Below are 17984 nucleotides of genomic sequence, written 5' to 3' on the forward strand. Positions count from 1 at the left end.
ATTCTCCGAAACCCCTTGGCAAGCTTCATAAGACTGTCTAAAAATAGTGCAGATATATGGTGTGCCTGAAAGATAATCATTTGTTTCCGTCCGAGCTTGCAGCCCCATTTTCCATCGGCCCCGTGCCCATCCGCAATCGCGTGATCCTCGCGCCGATGTCGGGTGTGACCGATTTGCCTTTTCGTCAGCTCGCTTTGCGCTATGGGGCTGGCCTCGTCGTGACCGAAATGGTCGCCAGCCGCGAGCTGGTGCAGGATACGGCTGAATCCTGGGCTCGCCTGAGAAGCGCCGGGCTGAAGCCACATATGGTGCAACTGGCAGGTCGCGAGGCGCATTGGATGGCCGAGGCGGCGAAGATCGCCGCTGACAATGGCGCCGACATCATCGACATCAATATGGGTTGCCCGGCCAAGAAGGTCATCGGCGGCTATTCCGGTTCGGCGCTGATGCGCGATCCGGATCATGCGCTGAGCCTGATCGAGGCGACGGTCAAGGCTGTCGATGTCCCGGTAACGCTAAAGATGCGGCTCGGCTGGGACGAAAATTCCATGAACGCGCCGCACATCGCCCGCCGCGCCGAGGAAGCCGGGATTCGGCTCGTCACCATTCATGGCCGCACGCGCATGCAGTTTTATGAGGGCAGGGCAGATTGGGATGCCATCCGCGCCGTGCGCGATGTCGTCTCCATTCCGCTGGTCGCCAATGGCGATGTTGACACACCGGAGGATGCTCGCGAGATCCTTCGCCGCTCCGGCGCCGATGCCGTCATGGTCGGTCGCGGCTGCCAGGGGCGGCCTTGGCACGCGGGCGTGCTTGCGGGACACCGCCATCCGGACCGCAGCGAGATCGCCGATATCGCCCTTGAGCACTATCAGATGATGCTCGCGTTCTATGGCGAAGCCGTTGGCATTCGTCATGCCCGCAAACATCTCGGCTGGTATCTGGACCGTTACGCTCCCACCATAACGGGCGCTGAAAAGGCAGGAATCATGACTTCGAAAGACAGCCGGGAGGTGGCGGCATTGTTCTATGCGGCGCTGCAGGACGGCTCCGATCTCGCCCAATGCGCCCAGGAGGCTGCATGAGTTCCAAATCCAATTCCGGAGCCTCGGATCACACGGGCAGCGCCGTGGCCATGGCCGTTCTCAACGCGATCCAAAACCCGGTCGTCATGGTCAATGAGGCCGGCCTGATCGCCTTTGCCAATTGGGAGGCCGAAGCCTTCTTCGGCGCCAGCGCCTCGCATCTGTCGCGCTATGAGATTTCCACCTTCATTCCTTTCGGCAGCCCGCTGCTGGCGCTGATCGACCAGGTGCGCGAACGCCGCGGCCCGGTCAATGAATACCGTGTCGATCTCAGCTCGCCGCGCCTCGGCCAGGACAAGCTGGTGGACATCTATGTCGCGCCTGTTTCGAGCGAACCCGGCTCCGTGGTGATCGTGTTCCAGGAACGGTCCATGGCCGACAAGATCGACCGGCAATTGACGCATCGTGCTGCCGCCCGTTCGGTGACCGGTCTTGCCTCGATGCTAGCGCATGAGATCAAGAACCCGCTCTCCGGCATCCGCGGTGCCGCCCAATTGCTCGAACAATCGGTAGGGGATGACGACCGCGGGCTAACTCGCCTCATTTGCGAGGAGACCGATCGGATCGTTTCGCTGGTCGATCGCATGGAGGTCTTTTCCGACGAACGTCCGATCGACCGCGTGCCGGTCAACATCCATTCCGTTCTCGATCATGTGAAGGCGGTGGCAAAAGCCGGTTTTGCGCGCAACATCAAGGTCACCGAGAACTATGACCCATCCTTGCCGGCGGTCTATGCCAATAGAGACCAGCTCGTGCAGGTCTTCCTCAATCTGGTGAAGAATGCTGCCGAAGCCGTTGGCGACCGGGCGGATGGCGAGATCGTACTGACGACGGCCTATCGTCCGGGTATCCGCCTTTCGGTCGCCGGCACGCGTGAGAAGATCTCGCTGCCGCTGGAATTCTGCGTGATCGACAATGGCCCTGGCGTGCCCGCCGATCTCCTGCCGCATCTCTTCGATCCGTTCATCACGACGAAGACCAATGGCACCGGCCTTGGTCTCGCGCTGGTCGCCAAGCTCATCGGCGATCATGGTGGGATCGTCGAATGTGACAGCCAGAATCACCGCACCACTTTCCGCGTTCTGATGCCGGCCTCCAAAGGCATCACGCTTGAAGACGCTCCTCTTCCGAACTCCACAGGGACTACTCGATGACAGCCACGATCCTTGTCGCCGACGATGATGCGGCCATCCGCACCGTGCTCAATCAGGCTTTGAGCCGCGCGGGCTACGATGTACGCATCACATCCAACGCCGCCACGCTTTGGCGTTGGGTTTCCGCCGGCGAAGGCGACCTCGTTGTAACCGACGTCGTCATGCCCGACGAAAATGCCTTCGACCTGCTGCCGCGCATCAAGAAGGCACGGCCGGAGCTGCCCGTTCTGGTCATGAGTGCGCAAAATACCTTCATGACGGCGATCAAGGCTTCCGAAAAGGGTGCCTACGATTATCTGCCGAAGCCCTTCGACCTGACGGAGCTGATCGCCATTATCGGCCGCGCTTTGTCCGAACCGAAGCGCAAGCCTGCCAAGCTCGATGACGACATGCAGGACGGCATGCCGCTGGTCGGCCGCTCTGCGGCCATGCAGGAAATCTACCGCGTTCTGGCGCGTCTGATGCAGACCGACCTGACGCTGATGATCACCGGCGAGTCCGGCACCGGCAAGGAGCTCGTCGCCCGCGCGCTCCATGATTATGGCAAGCGCCGCAATGGCCCCTTCGTCGCCATCAACATGGCGGCAATCCCGCGTGACCTGATCGAATCCGAATTGTTCGGCCATGAGAAGGGCGCCTTCACCGGTGCGCAGACGCGCTCGACCGGTCGCTTCGAGCAGGCCGAGGGCGGCACGCTGTTTCTCGACGAAATCGGCGACATGCCGATGGACGCCCAGACCCGTCTGCTACGCGTCCTGCAGCAGGGCGAATATACGACCGTCGGCGGCCGCACGCCGATCCGCACTGACGTCCGCATCGTTGCCGCCACCAACAAGGATTTGAAGCAGGCGATCAATCAAGGCCTCTTCCGCGAAGATCTCTATTATCGCCTCAACGTCGTGCCGCTGCGCCTGCCGCCGCTGCGTGACCGCGCCGAGGATATTCCCGATCTCGTCCGTCATTTCGTGCAGCAGGCGGAAAAGGAAGGACTGGGCTCGAAGCGCTTCGACCAGGAAGCCCTGGAACTCATGAAATCCTATCCCTGGCCGGGCAACGTGCGCGAGCTGGAAAACCTCATCCGCCGCCTGATGGCGCTCTATCCGCAGGATGTCATCACCCGCGAGATCATCGATTCGGAATTGCGCGCCGACGTGCCCGATAGCCCGATCGAAAAAGGCCCGGTCCGCACCGGCAACATGACCATCGCTCAGGCGGTCGAAGAGAACATGCGTACTTATTTCTCGAGCTTCGGCGACAATCTGCCACCGCCGGGGCTCTATGATCGCGTTCTCACCGAAATGGAATATCCGCTGATCCTTGCCGCACTGACCGCGACCCGCGGCAATCAGATCAAAGCCGCCGATCTGCTTGGCCTTAACCGCAATACATTGCGCAAAAAGATCAGAGAGCTGGGTGTTTCCGTCTATCGGAGCTCCCGCACGGCTTGACAATGTGATTGGATGCGTTGCATTTTCGCCACAATGCGTTGCTTAAAGGTCACGCAGCCGGTTCACAGTTTTTGCGGTGGCGATTCGTCGAGTGTGTTCCTGTGCAAGGGGAAATTGTTTATTAGTTTCAGCTCATTATTCGAATGATTTGAAACGGAGGTTTCGCATCAGATACGAAGCCGAATGACGGTTCCTCCTTTGCCTGTCGCTCTTGCCGCCGCCAAAGCAGTGCGATTGCAATTTTGGCCAGGGCGCCGACCGCCGCCCGCGCCCGGAGACGATGGGAATGAAGCAGGACGCGGGGTCGCCGACAACGAGCGACGAGGCGGTCGTCAAGGTGACGGACCGTCGTGCATCCTTCGCCCTTCCTGGCCTGATCTTGGCCGGCGGCGCGCTTTTGTGCGCGATCGCCACGCTTCTGATGCTCCTGGGGCTGACACCGGTCGCCCCCACATCATCCGTCGTCTTCACTTCCGTCGTCATCAACGGCCTGTTCGTTCTAGGTCTGATCGCCCTGATCGCGCGTGAAGTCGCACGCCTTGTGAAAGCCCGCAGCCGCGGCCGCGCGGCGGCGCGCCTGCATATCCGCATCGTCGTTCTCTTTTCTATCGTCGCCATCACCCCGGCGATCCTCGTGGCCATCGTCGCCAGTTTGACGCTGAATGTCGGCCTCGATCGCTGGTTTGCGCTGCGCACGCAGCAGATCATCAGCTCCTCGCAGAATGTCGCTCAGGCCTATCTGATGGAGAATGCCAGCTACCTGCAGGGCCAGACCGTTTCCATGGCGAACGATCTGGAGCGCAATCGCACGCTCTACAGTCTCGATCGCACCGGTTTTGCCGATCTGATGACCAGGCAGGCCAAGGGCCGCGGCTTGCTCGGCGCTTTCCTGGTGCGTCGTGACGGCAGCGCGATTGTTCAGGCCGACATCAAGACCGAGCGTCCGCTGCCGGCAATTCCGAAGGATGCGCTCGAAGCCTCCGCCGACGGCCAGCCGACCCTCATCCCGCCTGGGGTGACCAATCTCGTCGGTGCCATCATCAAACTGGACGAGATTCCCGGTTCCTTCCTCTACACTGTCCGGGCCGTCGATCCGCGCGTCATGAACGCCATGCGCATGGTCGAAGACAACACGGCCGAATACAAGGCGATGGAAGAGGGGCGCATGTCCCTGCAGATCGCCTTTGCGGTGCTCTACATCGGCTTTGCGTTGATCGTGCTTCTGGCGGCGATCTGGACCGCAATCGCGGTTGCGGACCGCATCGTTCGGCCGATCCGGCTTTTGATCAGCGCCGCCGACAATGTCGCGTCCGGCAACATGAACGTGCTGGTGCCGGTGCGCGCGGCCGATGGCGACGTCGGCAGCCTGTCGCGCACCTTCAACAAGATGATCTCGGAGATACGCACGCAGCGTGACGAGATCCTCGAAGCCAAGGACGAGGTGGATGACCGCCGTCGCTTCATCGAAGCGGTGCTCTCCGGTGTGACCGCGGCCGTGATCGGCGTCGAGCACGACCGGCGCATCACCATTGCCAACACATCCGCCGAAGAGCTGCTGACCCTGAAGAGCGATGAACTTGTCGGCAAGAACCTGGCCGATATAGCCCCAGAGGTCGAGCAGGTCGTGACGGAAGCGACGACCCGGCATCGCAACGACTTCCGCAAGCAGATCAGCCTGGTGCGTGGCGGCACGGTGCGGACGCTGAGCGTTCAGGTGACGCGCGAGGAGTCGCGCGATTCGAATGAATCCTACGTTATCACGCTCGACGACATCACCGATCTGGTCATTGCCCAGCGCTCGACCGCTTGGGCCGACGTTGCACGTCGCATCGCCCATGAGATCAAGAACCCGCTGACGCCGATCCAGCTTTCCGCCGAGCGAATCCGCCGCCGCTTCGGCAAGAACATCGCCGAGGCCGATCGTCCGGTCTTCGATCAATGCACCGACACGATCATCCGCCAGGTGGGCGATATCGGCCGCATGGTCGATGAATTCTCCTCCTTCGCCCGCATGCCGAAGCCGACGATGGAACCGAGCGACCTGCGCGACATCCTGCGTGACGCCGTGTTCCTGCGCGAAATGGGCAATAACCACGTCAAGTTCGAACGCGAACTCGGCGAGGAGCGCCTGGAAGGCATGTTTGACACGCGCATGCTGGGCCAAGCGTTCGGAAATCTTATCAAGAACGCCGTGGAGGCGATCGAAGGCGTGCCGAGCGGCGAGACCCGCGAGGAGCCTAAAGTCCTCGTACGTTCATTCCTGGATGCCGAGCGCGACCGCTTTACGGTCGACGTCATCGACAATGGCCGCGGCCTGCCGGTCGAGAACCGGCACAGCATTCTCGAACCTTACATGACGATGCGCGAGAAGGGGACGGGCCTTGGGCTCGCGATCGTCAAGAAGATCATTGAAGACCATGGCGGGCAGCTAGAACTGCACGATGCTCCCGCCGATTTCGACCAGGGCAGGGGTGCCATGATCCGCGTGCATTTGCCACGCCGTGAGCAGGCCTCCGTCGCCCCGACAGCAAGTGACAAGGAAAGCGTATATGGCATCTGATATTCTCGTGGTGGATGATGAGGAAGATATTCGCGAAATCGTTTCGGGAATTCTTTCGGATGAAGGACATGAGACTCGCACCGCGTTCGACAGCGACAGCGCTTTGGCGGCGATCTCCGATCGAGCACCGCGGCTGATCTTCCTCGATATCTGGATGCAGGGCAGCAAGCTCGACGGCCTGTCGTTGCTGGATGAGATCAAGACGCGCCATCCGGAACTGCCGGTGGTGATGATCTCTGGCCACGGTAACATCGAAACTGCCGTCTCCGCCATCAAGCGCGGCGCATTCGATTTCATCGAGAAGCCGTTCAAGGCCGACCGGCTGATCTTGATCGCCGAACGGGCGCTGGAAAACTCCAAGCTGAAGCGCGAGGTCTCCGAGCTGAAGCGCCGCACCGGCGACGCCGTCGAGCTGATCGGCACATCGGTTGCCGTTTCGCAGCTTCGCCAGACCATCGACAAGGTCTCCCCGACCAACAGTCGCGTGATGATCTTCGGCCCCTCTGGTTCCGGCAAGGAACTTGTGGCCCGCATGATCCACAAGAAGTCGACGCGCGCCAACGGTCCTTTCGTCGCGCTGAACGCCGCAACAATCACCCCCGAACGGATGGAAATCGCCCTCTTCGGCACCGAAGGGTCGCCGGGCCAGCCGCGCAAGATCGGCGCTCTGGAAGAGGCGCATCGCGGCATTCTCTATCTCGATGAAGTCGGCGAGATGCCGCGCGAGACGCAGAACAAGATCCTGCGCGTGCTGGTCGATCAGCAGTTCGAGCGCGTTGGTGGCTCGAAGCGCGTGAAAGTCGATGTGCGCATCATATCGTCGACCGCCTACAATCTGGAAAGCCGGATCGCCGAAAGCCTGTTCCGCGAAGATCTCTATCACCGCCTCGCTGTGGTGCCTGTGCGTGTGCCGGCGCTCGCCGAGCGGCGCGAGGATATTCCATTCCTCGTCGACCAATTGATGCGCCAGATTTCCGAGCAGGCTGGCATCCGCTCGCGCCGCATCGGCGACGACGCCATGGCGGTGCTGCAGGCGCATGATTGGCCGGGCAATATCCGCCAGCTTCGCAACAATATCGAGCGCCTGATGATTCTCGCGCGCACCGATGGCCCGGAGACGCCGATCACCGCGGAGATGCTGCCGACCGATCTCGGCGACATGTTGCCGAAGGTATCCGCTAAGAACGACTATCACATCATGACGTTGCCGCTGCGCGAAGCCCGCGAAATGTTCGAGCGCGACTATCTGATCGCGCAGATCAACCGCTTCGGCGGCAATATTTCGCGCACCGCCGAGTTCGTCGGCATGGAACGCTCCGCGCTGCACCGCAAGCTGAAGTCGCTCGGCGTCTGAAATCCTTTGCGCGGCAGTTCCGATCTGCCCCGCAACCCTCTCATATTCTTATGAAATTCTGATCAGGGTCCGCCATGCCGAGAATAGCTTATGTGAACGGCCGTTACGTCAACCACAGCGATGCAATGGTCCATGTCGAGGATCGCGGTTATCAATTTGCCGATGGTGTCTACGAGGTCTGCGAGGTCCGTCACGGCTTGATCGTCGATCTGAGCCGCCATCTCGACCGTCTCAACCGCTCACTCGGCGAACTGCGCATCGCCTGGCCGATGAGCCGCGCGGCGCTGATCCATGTGATTCGCGAGACGCTGCGCCGCAATCACGTCCGCAACGGCCTGTTCTATCTGCAGGTGACGCGCGGCGTCGCCCGCCGTGATCATGTCTTCCCGGCCGAAGGCACGCCGTCCTCGATCGTGGTCACCGCCAAGAGCACCGATCCGTCCGTCATCGCCAAGAAAAATGCCAATGGCATCAAGGCGATCACCGTGCGCGACAATCGATGGGATCGGGTCGACATCAAGTCTGTCGGGCTTCTGCCGAATGCGCTGGCTCGCCAGCAGGCCAAGGAAGCCGGCGCACAGGAAGCGATCTATATCGATCATAATAGTATGGTGAAGGAGGGGGCTGCGACCAACGTCTGGATCGTCGATACGGATGGCAACCTGGTCACACGCCCGGCGGAGCACGGCATCCTGCGCGGCATCACGCGCACGACGCTGATGGATGTCGCCGCGAAACTGGAGGTCACCGTTGTCGAGCGTTTCTTCTCCGTCGAGGAGATGATGGCGGCGCGCGAAGTGTTCATTACGGCCGCCACCAGCATTTGTTTTCCGGTGGTTGCCATCGACGGCCAGACGATCGCCAACGGTCATCCCGGGAGCGTTTCGCAGAAAATTCGCGAAGCCTTTTTCGACGTTGCGGAAAAGACTGCGATTTGATACCAACATTCGCTGGAGAGGAGAAAGTGAGGGTATCTCCTTTCCGGGGTCTCAGTATATCTTGATATTTCACCGGCTTAGGCTGGCAAAAAAGAAAGAAGCGGCGCGATGGCGGAACGTTCTCAAAACTTGCAGGACCTATTTCTCAATACTGTTCGCAAGCAAAAGATTTCACTCACAATCTTTTTGATCAATGGCGTAAAGCTCACGGGCGTTGTTACGTCCTTCGATAATTTCTGCGTCCTGCTGCGCCGAGACGGCCATTCACAGCTCGTCTATAAGCATGCGATCTCGACGATCATGCCTGGCCAACCGATGCAGATGTTCGAAAGCGAAGAAGTCGCATCCTAACTAGGATTTGCCGTTATCACGACACGCGATACGAAAAACGATTCCATCATCCCGGAAACTGCGAAGCATCGGGATGACACGCATGCTGTCGTCATTGTGCCCGTCCTGAAGCAGGCGCGCGCGTCGCGCTCCGCGCAGGCGGATGGGGCGACGACCATCCGTTCCCCCGAAAGCCGGCTCGAAGAAGCCAAGGGTCTGGCACTCGCCATCGACTTGAACGTCGTCAATGGCTCGATCGTGCCGATCAGCGATCCGCGTCCGGCGACACTTCTCGGCACCGGCAAGATCGAGGAAATCCGCGCGCTACTCGACGAATTCGATGCCGGCTTGGTGATCGTCGATCATCCGCTGACGCCGGTGCAGCAGCGCAATCTCGAGAAGGAATGGAACGCCAAGGTCATCGACCGCACGGGTCTGATTCTTGAAATCTTCGGCCGCCGCGCCTCCACCAAGGAAGGCACGCTGCAGGTCGATCTTGCGCATTTGAACTACCAGAAGGGCCGGCTGGTTCGAAGCTGGACCCACCTTGAGCGCCAGCGCGGCGGTGCGGGCTTCATGGGCGGCCCCGGTGAAACACAGATCGAAGCCGACCGGCGCATGCTGCAGGAGCGGATCATCCGGCTCGAGCGCGAGCTGGAGCAGGTGGTGCGCACCCGCCAGCTTCACCGTGCCAAGCGCAAGAAGGTGCCGCATCCGATCGTGGCATTGGTGGGCTACACCAATGCCGGCAAGTCGACGCTGTTCAACCGGATTACCGGTGCTGGTGTCCTGGCCGAGGACATGCTGTTTGCGACGCTCGATCCGACGCTGCGGCGCATGAAGCTGCCGCATGGCCGCACCGTGATCCTTTCCGATACCGTCGGCTTCATTTCCGACCTGCCGACCCATCTGGTGGCCGCTTTCCGCGCCACGTTGGAAGAAGTCCTGGAAGCCGACCTGATCCTGCATGTGCGCGATCTCTCCGATGATGACAATCCGGCGCAGAGCGCCGATGTCATGCGAATCCTCGGCGATCTCGGCATCGGCGAGGCGGAAGGGGCGGAGCGCATCCTCGAAGTCTGGAACAAGATCGACCGACTGGAGCCGGAGGCGCATGATGCCATCGTCCAGAAGGCATCGACCGCTGAAAACGTCATCGCGGTCTCGGCAAGGAGCGGCGAGGGCGTCGATCGCCTGATGAACGAAATCAGCCGCCGGCTCTCCGGTGTCCTGACCGAGACGACGATCACGCTGCCCCTCGACAAGCTGGCATTGTTGCCGTGGCTCTACAATTACGCCATCGTCGATGGCCGCGAAGACAACGAGGACGGCACCGTCACCTTGGATTTGCGCTTGACCGAGACGGAAGCGGCGGAGTTGGAGCGGCGCATGGGCAATGGTCCGAAGCCGCAGCGCGAGGATTGGGAATAGACGTCCTAGAGTGGTTCAACTTTTCACAGAAGAACCGCTCTATCCCTTTGTTTTTTCCGCAATTCCGGACGGAAAACCGCTTCGCGCTGGATTTGCTCTATTCAGCGAGCTGACGCTCGATCGCCTTCGCCGCCTGCCAGATATCTTCCATCCGCTCCAGAGAAGCGCCGTCGAGAGTTTCCCCTTCGGCGGCGAGTGTCGTTTCGATGTGATTGAAACGGCGGCGGAATTTCGTGTTCGTGCCCCGCAATGCCTGCTCGGGCTCCGCGTTCACATGCCGGCCGATGTTGACGACGGCGAAGATCAGGTCGCCCAGTTCGTCGCTGACCTTGGCCTTGTCGCCGCTTGCAAGTGCCACCCGCAATTCGTCGATTTCCTCCTCGATCTTGTCGAGGATCGGCTCGGGCGCTGACCAGTCGAAGCCGACCTTGGCGGCGCGTTCTTGCAATTTCAGCGCCTCGGTCAAAGCGGGGAATGTGCGTTGCACCGAACCGAGAAAACCGGTTTTGAAATCCTCGGAGATTCCCCGGCGTGCCCGGCGCTCGGCGCGCTCGCGCTTCTCTTGCGCCTTGATCTCTTCCCACTGCACTTTCACCGCGTCGGGCGTATCGGCGCCGGAGACAGCGAAGACATGCGGATGCCTGCGGATCATCTTGCGGGTAATGGCTTCCACTACATCGCCGAAGGAGAATTCGCCCGCTTCCTCAGCCATGCGAGCATGGAAAACGACCTGCAGCAGGAGATCGCCGAGCTCTTCGCAAAGATCGTCCATATCCCTGCGTTCGATCGCATCGGAAACCTCGTAGGCTTCCTCGATCGTATAGGGCTTGATGGTCTCGAAGGTCTGGACGATGTCCCACGGGCAACCGGTCTCGGGGTTGCGCAGTGCCGCCATGATTTCGATCAGGCGGGATATGTCTCGCGATGCTTCCATCGTGGCCTCTATGGTCTTGTCTATTTCAGTTTAGTGGAATGTCGTTGTCGCTCTTGGTCGCCTGGTAGCGATTGGAGAGCGCGGCATAGGCGGCCTTGATGCGCGCCGTCTGTTCCTTGAGCGCCGCCTTCAGCGGGTCCGCTTCCGTTTCGACGAGATCGGCGACCGCAAAGCTGTTCCAGAAGGCGTTCTGCCGGCGATAGCCGCCCGGTTCCAGCCCGAAGACCTCTTTCAGGATTTTCAGGTCATGCGGGATCGCGAAAGCGTCGCGGGAATCCTCATGGCTGAAGAAATAGTAGAAATTATCGAAGCCGGCCCAGGTGATGGCCGACATGCACATGGTGCAGGGCTCGTGCGTGGAGAGGAAGATCAGCTCCTTGGTCGCAGGCTTCTCGCCGAGTTCGTAGAAGCGCTTCAACGCATGTACTTCGCCATGCCAAAGCGGATTTTCGAGCTCGTTGTTCGTTTCGGCAATGACCAGCGACAAGTCGGATTTACGCAGGATCGCCGCGCCGAAAACCTTGTTTCCGGCGGCAACGCCCCTTTGCGTCAGCGGCAGGATATCGTGTTCCATGACATCGAGGAGGCGGGCGGCGATGGTGTTGGCGGACAAACGGAACACTCCGAGATATTTTCTTCATCTTAACGGCATTGCCGGCACGGCGGAATGCGCAAATGACGTATGGACTCCATTTGCCACAGGCAATAGGAATGTCCTTGATAGCAAGAAGTCCTAAAAGTCTATGGATTTCCTGTATTTATGCTATTCTGACTGACTGGTGAGTTTTGCTCAAATCGGAGAGATGTCGAGCAAAAGAATACGGACTCGGCGGAGCATTAGAATTTCTGTTTCTTCAATCTCCTGGCCGGTAAGGTGATATTCGGGCAATCTCGAAGTGGAATAATGATGCCTCCCAGGACTCAACAGCTTTCGGTGTTTCCCGCCTTCTTTCGCGTGGAAGGAAGGATCGCGGCTGTGTTCGGCAATGGTGATGAAGCCTTTGCCAAGACGCGGTTGCTGATGAATACGCAGGCGAAGATCGTCGCCTACGCGCAAACGCCGGAAGCCGATTATCATTCCTTCCTGATCGCCAATCGCATCGAGACCGTGCGAACGGCTTTTTCGCCCGATCAGGTGGAGGGCGCTGCCCTGGTGTTCGCCGCCACCGGTGATGCCGAAGCCGACCGCGCCATCGTTGACGCTGCCCGCGCCGCAAGAATTCCGGCAAACGCCGTCGATCAGCCTGACTATTGCGATTTCTACACGCCGGCGCTGGTCAATCGCGCCCCGGTCGCTGTCGCTATCGGCACCGAAGGCGCCGGCCCCGTGCTGGCGCAGATGATCCGCGCGCAGATCGATCAATTGCTGTCGCCTTCGCTTGGCAAGCTCGCAGAACTGGCGACGAGCTATCGCAAATCCGTCGAACGCCTGGTGCCGCGTGGCGTCGCCCGCCGCGTCTTCTGGCGCCGCTTCTTTTCCGGCCCTGTTGCTGACGCCGTCAGCGCCGGTCATCTGCTGCAAGCCGAACGTGCCGCCGACAGCTTGCTGCACTCTATGCACAAGGTCGAGGGTCATGTGTGGCTGGTAGGTGCCGGTCCTGGCGCGGAAGATTTGCTGACGCTGCGCGCTCAACGCGTGATGATGGAAGCCGATGTCATCGTCTATGACGCGCTCGTCCCACAGGCGATCGTCGATATGGGCCGCCGTGACGCCGAGCGTCTTTCCGTCGGCAAACGCAAGGGCTGCCACACGAAATCCCAGGAAGAGATCAATGATCTGCTGGTGCAGCTTGGTCAGGACGGCAAGCGCGTCGTGCGGCTGAAGTCCGGCGATCCGCTGGTCTACGGCAGGGCGGCTGAGGAAATGGCTGCCCTCCGCGCTGCTGGCGTTACCTATGAGATCGTTCCCGGTATCACCTCGGCTTTTGCTGCGGCTGCCGATTTCGAGCTGCCGTTGACGCTGCGCGGCGTCGCCTCGTCGCTGGTCTTCACCACCGGTCACGACCTGACCGGCAACGTCCTGCCGGATTGGGCGAGCCTCGCCGTATCCGGCGCGACCATCGCTGTCTATATGGGCCGCACGGTCGCCGCTTCCGTGGCCGGTCGTCTGATGGAAGCCGGGCTTCCGCCGGAGACCACCGTCGCCGTCATCGAGAACGCCAGCCGCCGCGACCGTCGCCTGATGCACGGCACCTTGAAAGATCTGCCGGACCTGGAGCATCGCGATGAACTCGGCGGTCCGGTCATGGTCATCATCGGCGACGCTGTCGCCGGCGCCAATTTCGAACAGTCCGAGCCGCTGGTCCGCCAGGAGACCGCCGCTCAAGAATTTGCAAGGAGCTGATCCATGGTCGACAAGGTTTTGACCGCAAACCGGCTGACCGATGGCATTGCCGTCTGGTTGGATGCCAATGGTGAGTGGGCAACCTCGCTGCAGGAGGCGCTCGTCGCTCGTCATGCCGAGGCGGATGCCGCGCTCGAGGCGATCGGCAAGCAGGCTTATGCCGATAACAAGGTCGTCGACGTCAACCTGATTGAAGTTCAGGAAACCGCCGGCAAGCTCTGGCCGCTGCGCCTGCGTGAGCGCATCCGCGCCGAAGGTCCCACGATGGAATACGCGCCGGGTTATGCCGCGGCCGATCCGGAATTCATTGCAGTCTGAGGAAATCATGTATCGCTACGACGAATTTGACCACGCCTTTGTTGCGGAACGGGTTTCGCAGTTCCGCGATCAGGTGCAGCGGCGCCTTTCGGGTGAGCTGTCGGAAGATGCGTTCAAGCCGCTGCGTTTGATGAATGGTGTCTATCTGCAGCTCCATGCTTACATGCTGCGCATTGCCATTCCCTATGGCACGCTGAGCTCGCGCCAGGTGCGGATGCTCGCGCATATCGGGCGCACCTATGACCGCGGTTACGGCCATTTCACCACCCGCCAGAACCTGCAGTTCAACTGGCCGAAGCTGTCCGATATACCCGATGTGCTTGCTGAGCTTGCTTCCGTCGAGATGCACGCCATCCAGACGTCAGGCAATTGCATTCGTAACGTCACGGCCGACCATTTTGCCGGTGCCGCCGCCGATGAAGTCGCCGACCCGCGTCCCTATGCGGAAATCCTGCGGCAGTGGTCCTCCGTTCACCCGGAATTCTCCTTCCTGCCGCGCAAGTTCAAGATTGCTGTCACCGGCGCCGAGCGCGACCGTGCCGCCATCCAGGTGCATGATATCGGCCTGCATCTGAAGAAAAACGACAAGGGCGAGATCGGCTTTGCCGTCTATGTCGGTGGCGGGCAGGGCCGCACGCCGATGGTCGCCAAGCTGATCCGCGAGTTCTTGCCGGAAGAAGACTTGCTGTCCTACACGACCGCCATCGTGCGCGTGTACAATCTGCACGGCCGCCGCGACAACAAATACAAGGCCCGCATCAAGATCCTCGTGCACGAAACCGGTGCTGCGGAATTGGCACGTCAGGTCGAGGCCGAGTTTGCAAACCTGAAAGACACGGAACTGAAGCTTCCTGAGGCCGACGTTCAGGCGATCGCGACCTATTTCGCACCTCCGGCTCTGCCGGAACGCGCCGAAGGCTGGGAAAACCTCGCCCACTGGAAGAAGGCCGATCCGGCCTTTGCCCGCTGGGTTCAGCAGAATGTGCAGCCGCACAAGAATCCCGATTACGGCATGGTGACGATCTCGCTGAAGCCGATCGGCGGTATTCCGGGCGATGCTTCGGACGCGCAGATGGATGTGGTGGCCGATATCGCCGAAGAATATGCCTTCGACGAAATCCGCGTCAGCCACGAGCAGAATCTGATCCTGCCGCATGTGGCGCTGGCCGATCTCGAAGCCGTCTATCGCGGCCTGGTCGCCGCCGGTCTCGAAACCGCCAATGCCGGCCTGATCACCGACATTATCGCCTGTCCCGGCCTCGACTATTGCGCTCTCGCCAATGCTCGTTCGATCCCGGTTGCGCAGGAAATCTCCAGGCGCTTCGGTTCGGCCGAGCGTCAGGCCGAAATCGGTGAGCTGAAGATCAAGATTTCGGGCTGCATCAATGCCTGCGGCCACCACCATGTCGGCCATATCGGCCTGCTTGGCGTCGAGAAGAAGGGTGCGGAACTCTATCAGATCACGCTCGGCGGCTCCGGCGATGAGCATACCTCGATCGGTGAGATCATCGGCCGCGGTTTCGAGCCGGAAAAGGTGACCGATGCGATCGAGACGATCGTCGATACCTATCTCGGCCTGCGTCTGGAGCCTTCCGAAACCTTCCTCGCCGCCTATCGTCGCGTCGGACCGCAGCCTTTCAAGGATGCGCTCTACGGCTCGGCAGCGGCCGAAGCGGCGTAAGGAGATGGCCATGACGAAGATTTGGCGGGAAACCGGTTTTGTCGCAAACGATCCCTGGATCATCGAAACCGATGAGCTGAAGGCGACGGAAGAGCAGAAGCCGCTGCTCGGCCTCGATGCCCTGATTGCCAAGGCCGAGGAAAGCAACGATATCGGCCTCGGCGTCTTGATCAAGCCGGCTGACGATGTGACCCGGCTGGAGCCCTATCTCGATCGCCTGGAGATCGTCGCCGTGGCGTTTCCGGCTTTCAACGATGGCCGCGCCTTCAGCCACGCCTCGCTGCTGCGCCAGCGCCTCGGCTACACCAGCGAGCTGCGTGCGGTTGGCGATGTGCTGATTGACCAGGTTCCATTGATGTTGCGGGTCGGTATTGATAGTTTCGCAGTCACCAACGAGACGGCGCTGAATCGGCTTTCGGAACAGCGCCTGCCGGGCATTCCGCATCACTATCAGCCGACCGCCCGGCATTCCGAAGGCGGCCAAGCCTATAGCTGGCGCCGCCAGGCCGCCAAAACGGCCTGATGCGGCTTTCAGCCCCAGGAGTGGCGGCAATGCGAGATACATCGGATTGCCGCATTCTAGTGACTATATATGGCTGACATGATGGCGTGAATCTTGACCGGAACACGCATATTTTATGCCGGCGCCGTGTGATGGAATAGAATGCCTTTAAATCGGGGCTATATTATAATATCAGCCTCGCGAAACGCAGCTTGCCAAGAATGACGTGTACGACGAATACGGGATCCGAGACCGAATGAACGCCCCCGCCAAGACCGAAGACTTTGTTTCCGCAGTGCCCGCCGGCGTCTTTGCCGAGAAGGTACTGAGCGTGACGCATTATACCGACCGGCTCTTTCGCTTTACGATGACCCGGCCGCAGGGCTTCCGCTTCCGCTCGGGCGAGTTCGCGATGATTGGCCTTATGGTCGACGGCAAGCCGCTTTACCGCGCCTATTCGATCGCGAGCCCTGCCTGGGCCGATGAGCTTGAATTCTTCTCGATCAAGGTGCCGGATGGTCCGCTGACCTCGCATCTACAGAACATCAAGCCGGGCGACGAAGTGCTGATGCGCAAGAAGCCGACGGGCACGCTGGTGCTCGACGCGCTGACGCCGGGCAAGCGGCTCTATATGTTCTCGACCGGCACCGGCATTGCGCCTTTCGCCAGCCTGATCCGCGATCCAGAGACCTATGAGAAGTTCGAGGAAGTGATCCTCACGCATACAACCCGTGATGTGGCAGAGCTGAAATACGGCTTCGACCTCGTCGAGGAAATCAGCAACGATGAAATCCTGAGTGAAGTCGTCGGCGACAAGCTGCGCCACTATGCGACCGTCACCCGCGAAGAGTTTCCCTTCAAGGGCCGCATTACCGATCTCATCGAAAACGGCAAGCTCTTCACCGATCTCGGCATTCCCACGTTGGATCCCGCGGTCGACCGCGGCATGATCTGCGGTTCCTCGGCCATGCTGAAGGACACTAAGGACCTGCTTGAGAAGGCAGGCCTCAACGAAGGCGCCAACAGCAAGCCGGCCGAATTCGTCATCGAACGCGCCTTCGTCGGCTAAACGAAAAATACGAAGCAGTTTTCCATCCGGGATTGCAAAATAGGCTAATTCCGCGTTTTCGTGAAAAGCGAAACTGCTCTCGGATATCGGAATAGGTAAGGCGGTCTCGATAGCGAGGCCGCTTTTTTCATCTGTCGCTGAGATAATCGATCAGTGTTGCCATCACTTTGCGGGCATCATCGCTGTCGCCCCGATGGATTGCCGTGATGACGCTGACATGCAACGCAATCGACCGGTCCATGCCATCGGGCGTAGCGGTCGAATACCAGAGCCGGCGCGAATGCGTCTGCACGGGTCCGAGTGCGGCCGTGATGAAGCCGTTCGGACAGGCCTCCTCAAGGATTTCATCGAACGCCTTGTCGGCAGCGAAGAAGCCAGGCAGATCGCGCGTTGCGGCGCAATCACTCATGAGCCGGGCGCACTCAAGCAACTGTTCCCGTTGTTCCTCAGTGGCATGGCTGGCGACCAGCGATGCGGCGATCGGTTCGAGTTCGCGCCTGACCTGCATCACATGCATATGGTCTCCCGGCCGAATCTCCGCGATCTGCAATCCGACGCGCGGCCTTACATGAATCAACCCTTGCCACGCCAGCTTCTGAATCGCCTCGCGCACCGGCGTGCGCCCATGGCCTGCCAATTCGATCAGTTGCTTTTCCGTGACCAGTGCACCCGGTTTCAGCGCCAACGTCACGATCCGATGCTCAAGGGCGAGATAAGCAAGATGGCTTTGCGAATTCAGCATTCTCGGGCGATTCCATTGATATATCACAAGTTGCCATGGCGTCGTCGCGATGGCAAGCGACGGTGATATATCAGGTGAGATCGGCCGGCTGCGA

At 60.3% G+C, this 17984-nt stretch carries 16 protein-coding genes; 13 read left to right on the forward strand and 3 right to left on the reverse strand.

The features are described 5' to 3' along the window. Positions 1-56: 56 nt before the first annotated feature. The 8 genes from dusB (at position 57) to hflX (ending at position 10300) form a co-directional block, all read left to right on the forward strand. Complete coding sequence (gene dusB, locus GGD50_RS05265; protein ID WP_107107962.1) at positions 57-1085, forward strand: tRNA dihydrouridine synthase DusB; 1029 nt, start codon at positions 57-59, stop codon at positions 1083-1085. Further along, positions 1082-2239 (forward strand): two-component system sensor histidine kinase NtrB, encoded by a 1158-nt coding sequence (locus GGD50_RS05270; protein WP_107107963.1) that lies wholly within the window; start codon positions 1082-1084, stop codon positions 2237-2239. The genes dusB and GGD50_RS05270 overlap by 4 nt, the downstream gene beginning before the upstream one ends. Then, complete coding sequence (gene ntrC / locus GGD50_RS05275; RefSeq protein WP_107107964.1) at positions 2236-3687, forward strand: nitrogen regulation protein NR(I); 1452 nt, start codon at positions 2236-2238, stop codon at positions 3685-3687. The genes GGD50_RS05270 and ntrC overlap by 4 nt, the downstream gene beginning before the upstream one ends. A gap of 286 nt (positions 3688-3973) precedes the next feature. Next, entirely contained in the window at positions 3974-6247 is a 2274-nt protein-coding gene (locus GGD50_RS05280; protein ID WP_107107965.1) for a sensor histidine kinase NtrY-like, read from the forward strand. Then, positions 6237-7601: a nitrogen assimilation response regulator NtrX gene (gene ntrX / locus GGD50_RS05285; RefSeq protein WP_107107966.1), complete on the forward strand. Its 1365-nt coding sequence runs from the start codon at positions 6237-6239 to the stop codon at positions 7599-7601. The genes GGD50_RS05280 and ntrX overlap by 11 nt, the downstream gene beginning before the upstream one ends. A gap of 74 nt (positions 7602-7675) precedes the next feature. Continuing rightward, complete coding sequence (locus GGD50_RS05290; RefSeq protein WP_107107967.1) at positions 7676-8539, forward strand: D-amino-acid transaminase; 864 nt, start codon at positions 7676-7678, stop codon at positions 8537-8539. 108 nt (positions 8540-8647) lie between these two features. Further along, complete coding sequence (gene hfq / locus GGD50_RS05295; protein ID WP_007693481.1) at positions 8648-8890, forward strand: RNA chaperone Hfq; 243 nt, start codon at positions 8648-8650, stop codon at positions 8888-8890. 48 nt (positions 8891-8938) lie between these two features. Beyond that, entirely contained in the window at positions 8939-10300 is a 1362-nt protein-coding gene (hflX, locus tag GGD50_RS05300) for a GTPase HflX (RefSeq protein WP_181316057.1), read from the forward strand. Between the two features lie 97 nt (positions 10301-10397). Here the strand turns inward: hflX and mazG are convergent, their stop codons facing one another. Beyond that, a complete protein-coding gene (mazG, locus tag GGD50_RS05305; RefSeq protein ID WP_107107969.1) occupies positions 10398-11234 on the reverse strand; it encodes a nucleoside triphosphate pyrophosphohydrolase in 837 nt (278 codons plus the stop codon). Between the two features lie 25 nt (positions 11235-11259). After that, positions 11260-11847, reverse strand: a complete 588-nt coding sequence (locus tag GGD50_RS05310) for a deaminase (RefSeq protein ID WP_107107970.1) — start codon at positions 11845-11847, stop codon at positions 11260-11262. A gap of 294 nt (positions 11848-12141) precedes the next feature. On the opposite strand from GGD50_RS05310, the gene cysG reads away from it, so the two are divergent. The 5 genes from cysG to GGD50_RS05335 all read left to right on the forward strand — a co-directional run bounded on the left by cysG (position 12142) and on the right by GGD50_RS05335 (position 17148). Beyond that, entirely contained in the window at positions 12142-13578 is a 1437-nt protein-coding gene (cysG, locus tag GGD50_RS05315) for a siroheme synthase CysG (RefSeq protein WP_107107971.1), read from the forward strand. A gap of 3 nt (positions 13579-13581) precedes the next feature. Continuing rightward, on the forward strand, positions 13582-13896 hold the full coding sequence (locus GGD50_RS05320) for a DUF2849 domain-containing protein (RefSeq protein ID WP_107107972.1): 315 nt from the start codon (positions 13582-13584) through the stop codon (positions 13894-13896). A 7-nt stretch (positions 13897-13903) separates the two neighbouring features. Then, on the forward strand, positions 13904-15577 hold the full coding sequence (locus GGD50_RS05325; RefSeq protein WP_107107973.1) for a nitrite/sulfite reductase: 1674 nt from the start codon (positions 13904-13906) through the stop codon (positions 15575-15577). Between the two features lie 10 nt (positions 15578-15587). Next, a complete protein-coding gene (locus tag GGD50_RS05330; protein WP_107107974.1) occupies positions 15588-16100 on the forward strand; it encodes a DUF934 domain-containing protein in 513 nt (170 codons plus the stop codon). A gap of 235 nt (positions 16101-16335) precedes the next feature. Further along, a complete protein-coding gene (locus GGD50_RS05335) occupies positions 16336-17148 on the forward strand; it encodes a ferredoxin--NADP reductase (RefSeq protein ID WP_107107975.1) in 813 nt (270 codons plus the stop codon). Positions 17149-17275: 127 nt separating this feature from the next. Here GGD50_RS05335 and GGD50_RS05340 read toward each other — a convergent pair whose 3' ends face one another. Continuing rightward, on the reverse strand, positions 17276-17890 hold the full coding sequence (locus tag GGD50_RS05340) for a GntR family transcriptional regulator (protein ID WP_107107976.1): 615 nt from the start codon (positions 17888-17890) through the stop codon (positions 17276-17278). Positions 17891-17984: the final 94 nt, after the last annotated feature.

It is taken from the genome of Martinezella paranaensis (assembly GCF_014200235.1).
Classification (GTDB): Bacteria; Pseudomonadota; Alphaproteobacteria; order Rhizobiales; family Rhizobiaceae; genus Rhizobium; species Rhizobium paranaense.

Bases quoted from the DNA above. Each gene is read 5' to 3' on its own strand.
- dusB (WP_107107962.1), top strand. From the start codon at position 57: ATGGTGTGCCTGAAAGATAATCATTTGTTTCCGTCCGAGCTTGCAGCC.
- hfq (WP_007693481.1), top strand. From the start codon at position 8,648: ATGGCGGAACGTTCTCAAAACTTGCAGGACCTATTTCTCAATACTGTT.
- ntrC (WP_107107964.1), top strand. From the start codon at position 2,236: ATGACAGCCACGATCCTTGTCGCCGACGATGATGCGGCCATCCGCACC.
- GGD50_RS05280 (WP_107107965.1), top strand. From the start codon at position 3,974: ATGAAGCAGGACGCGGGGTCGCCGACAACGAGCGACGAGGCGGTCGTC.
- GGD50_RS05320 (WP_107107972.1), top strand. From the start codon at position 13,582: ATGGTCGACAAGGTTTTGACCGCAAACCGGCTGACCGATGGCATTGCC.
- GGD50_RS05270 (WP_107107963.1), top strand. From the start codon at position 1,082: ATGAGTTCCAAATCCAATTCCGGAGCCTCGGATCACACGGGCAGCGCC.
- GGD50_RS05335 (WP_107107975.1), top strand. From the start codon at position 16,336: ATGAACGCCCCCGCCAAGACCGAAGACTTTGTTTCCGCAGTGCCCGCC.
- GGD50_RS05330 (WP_107107974.1), top strand. From the start codon at position 15,588: ATGACGAAGATTTGGCGGGAAACCGGTTTTGTCGCAAACGATCCCTGG.
- GGD50_RS05290 (WP_107107967.1), top strand. From the start codon at position 7,676: ATGCCGAGAATAGCTTATGTGAACGGCCGTTACGTCAACCACAGCGAT.
- GGD50_RS05340 (WP_107107976.1), bottom strand. From the start codon at position 17,890: ATGCTGAATTCGCAAAGCCATCTTGCTTATCTCGCCCTTGAGCATCGG.
- ntrX (WP_107107966.1), top strand. From the start codon at position 6,237: ATGGCATCTGATATTCTCGTGGTGGATGATGAGGAAGATATTCGCGAA.
- cysG (WP_107107971.1), top strand. From the start codon at position 12,142: ATGCCTCCCAGGACTCAACAGCTTTCGGTGTTTCCCGCCTTCTTTCGC.
- mazG (WP_107107969.1), bottom strand. From the start codon at position 11,234: ATGGAAGCATCGCGAGACATATCCCGCCTGATCGAAATCATGGCGGCA.
- GGD50_RS05325 (WP_107107973.1), top strand. From the start codon at position 13,904: ATGTATCGCTACGACGAATTTGACCACGCCTTTGTTGCGGAACGGGTT.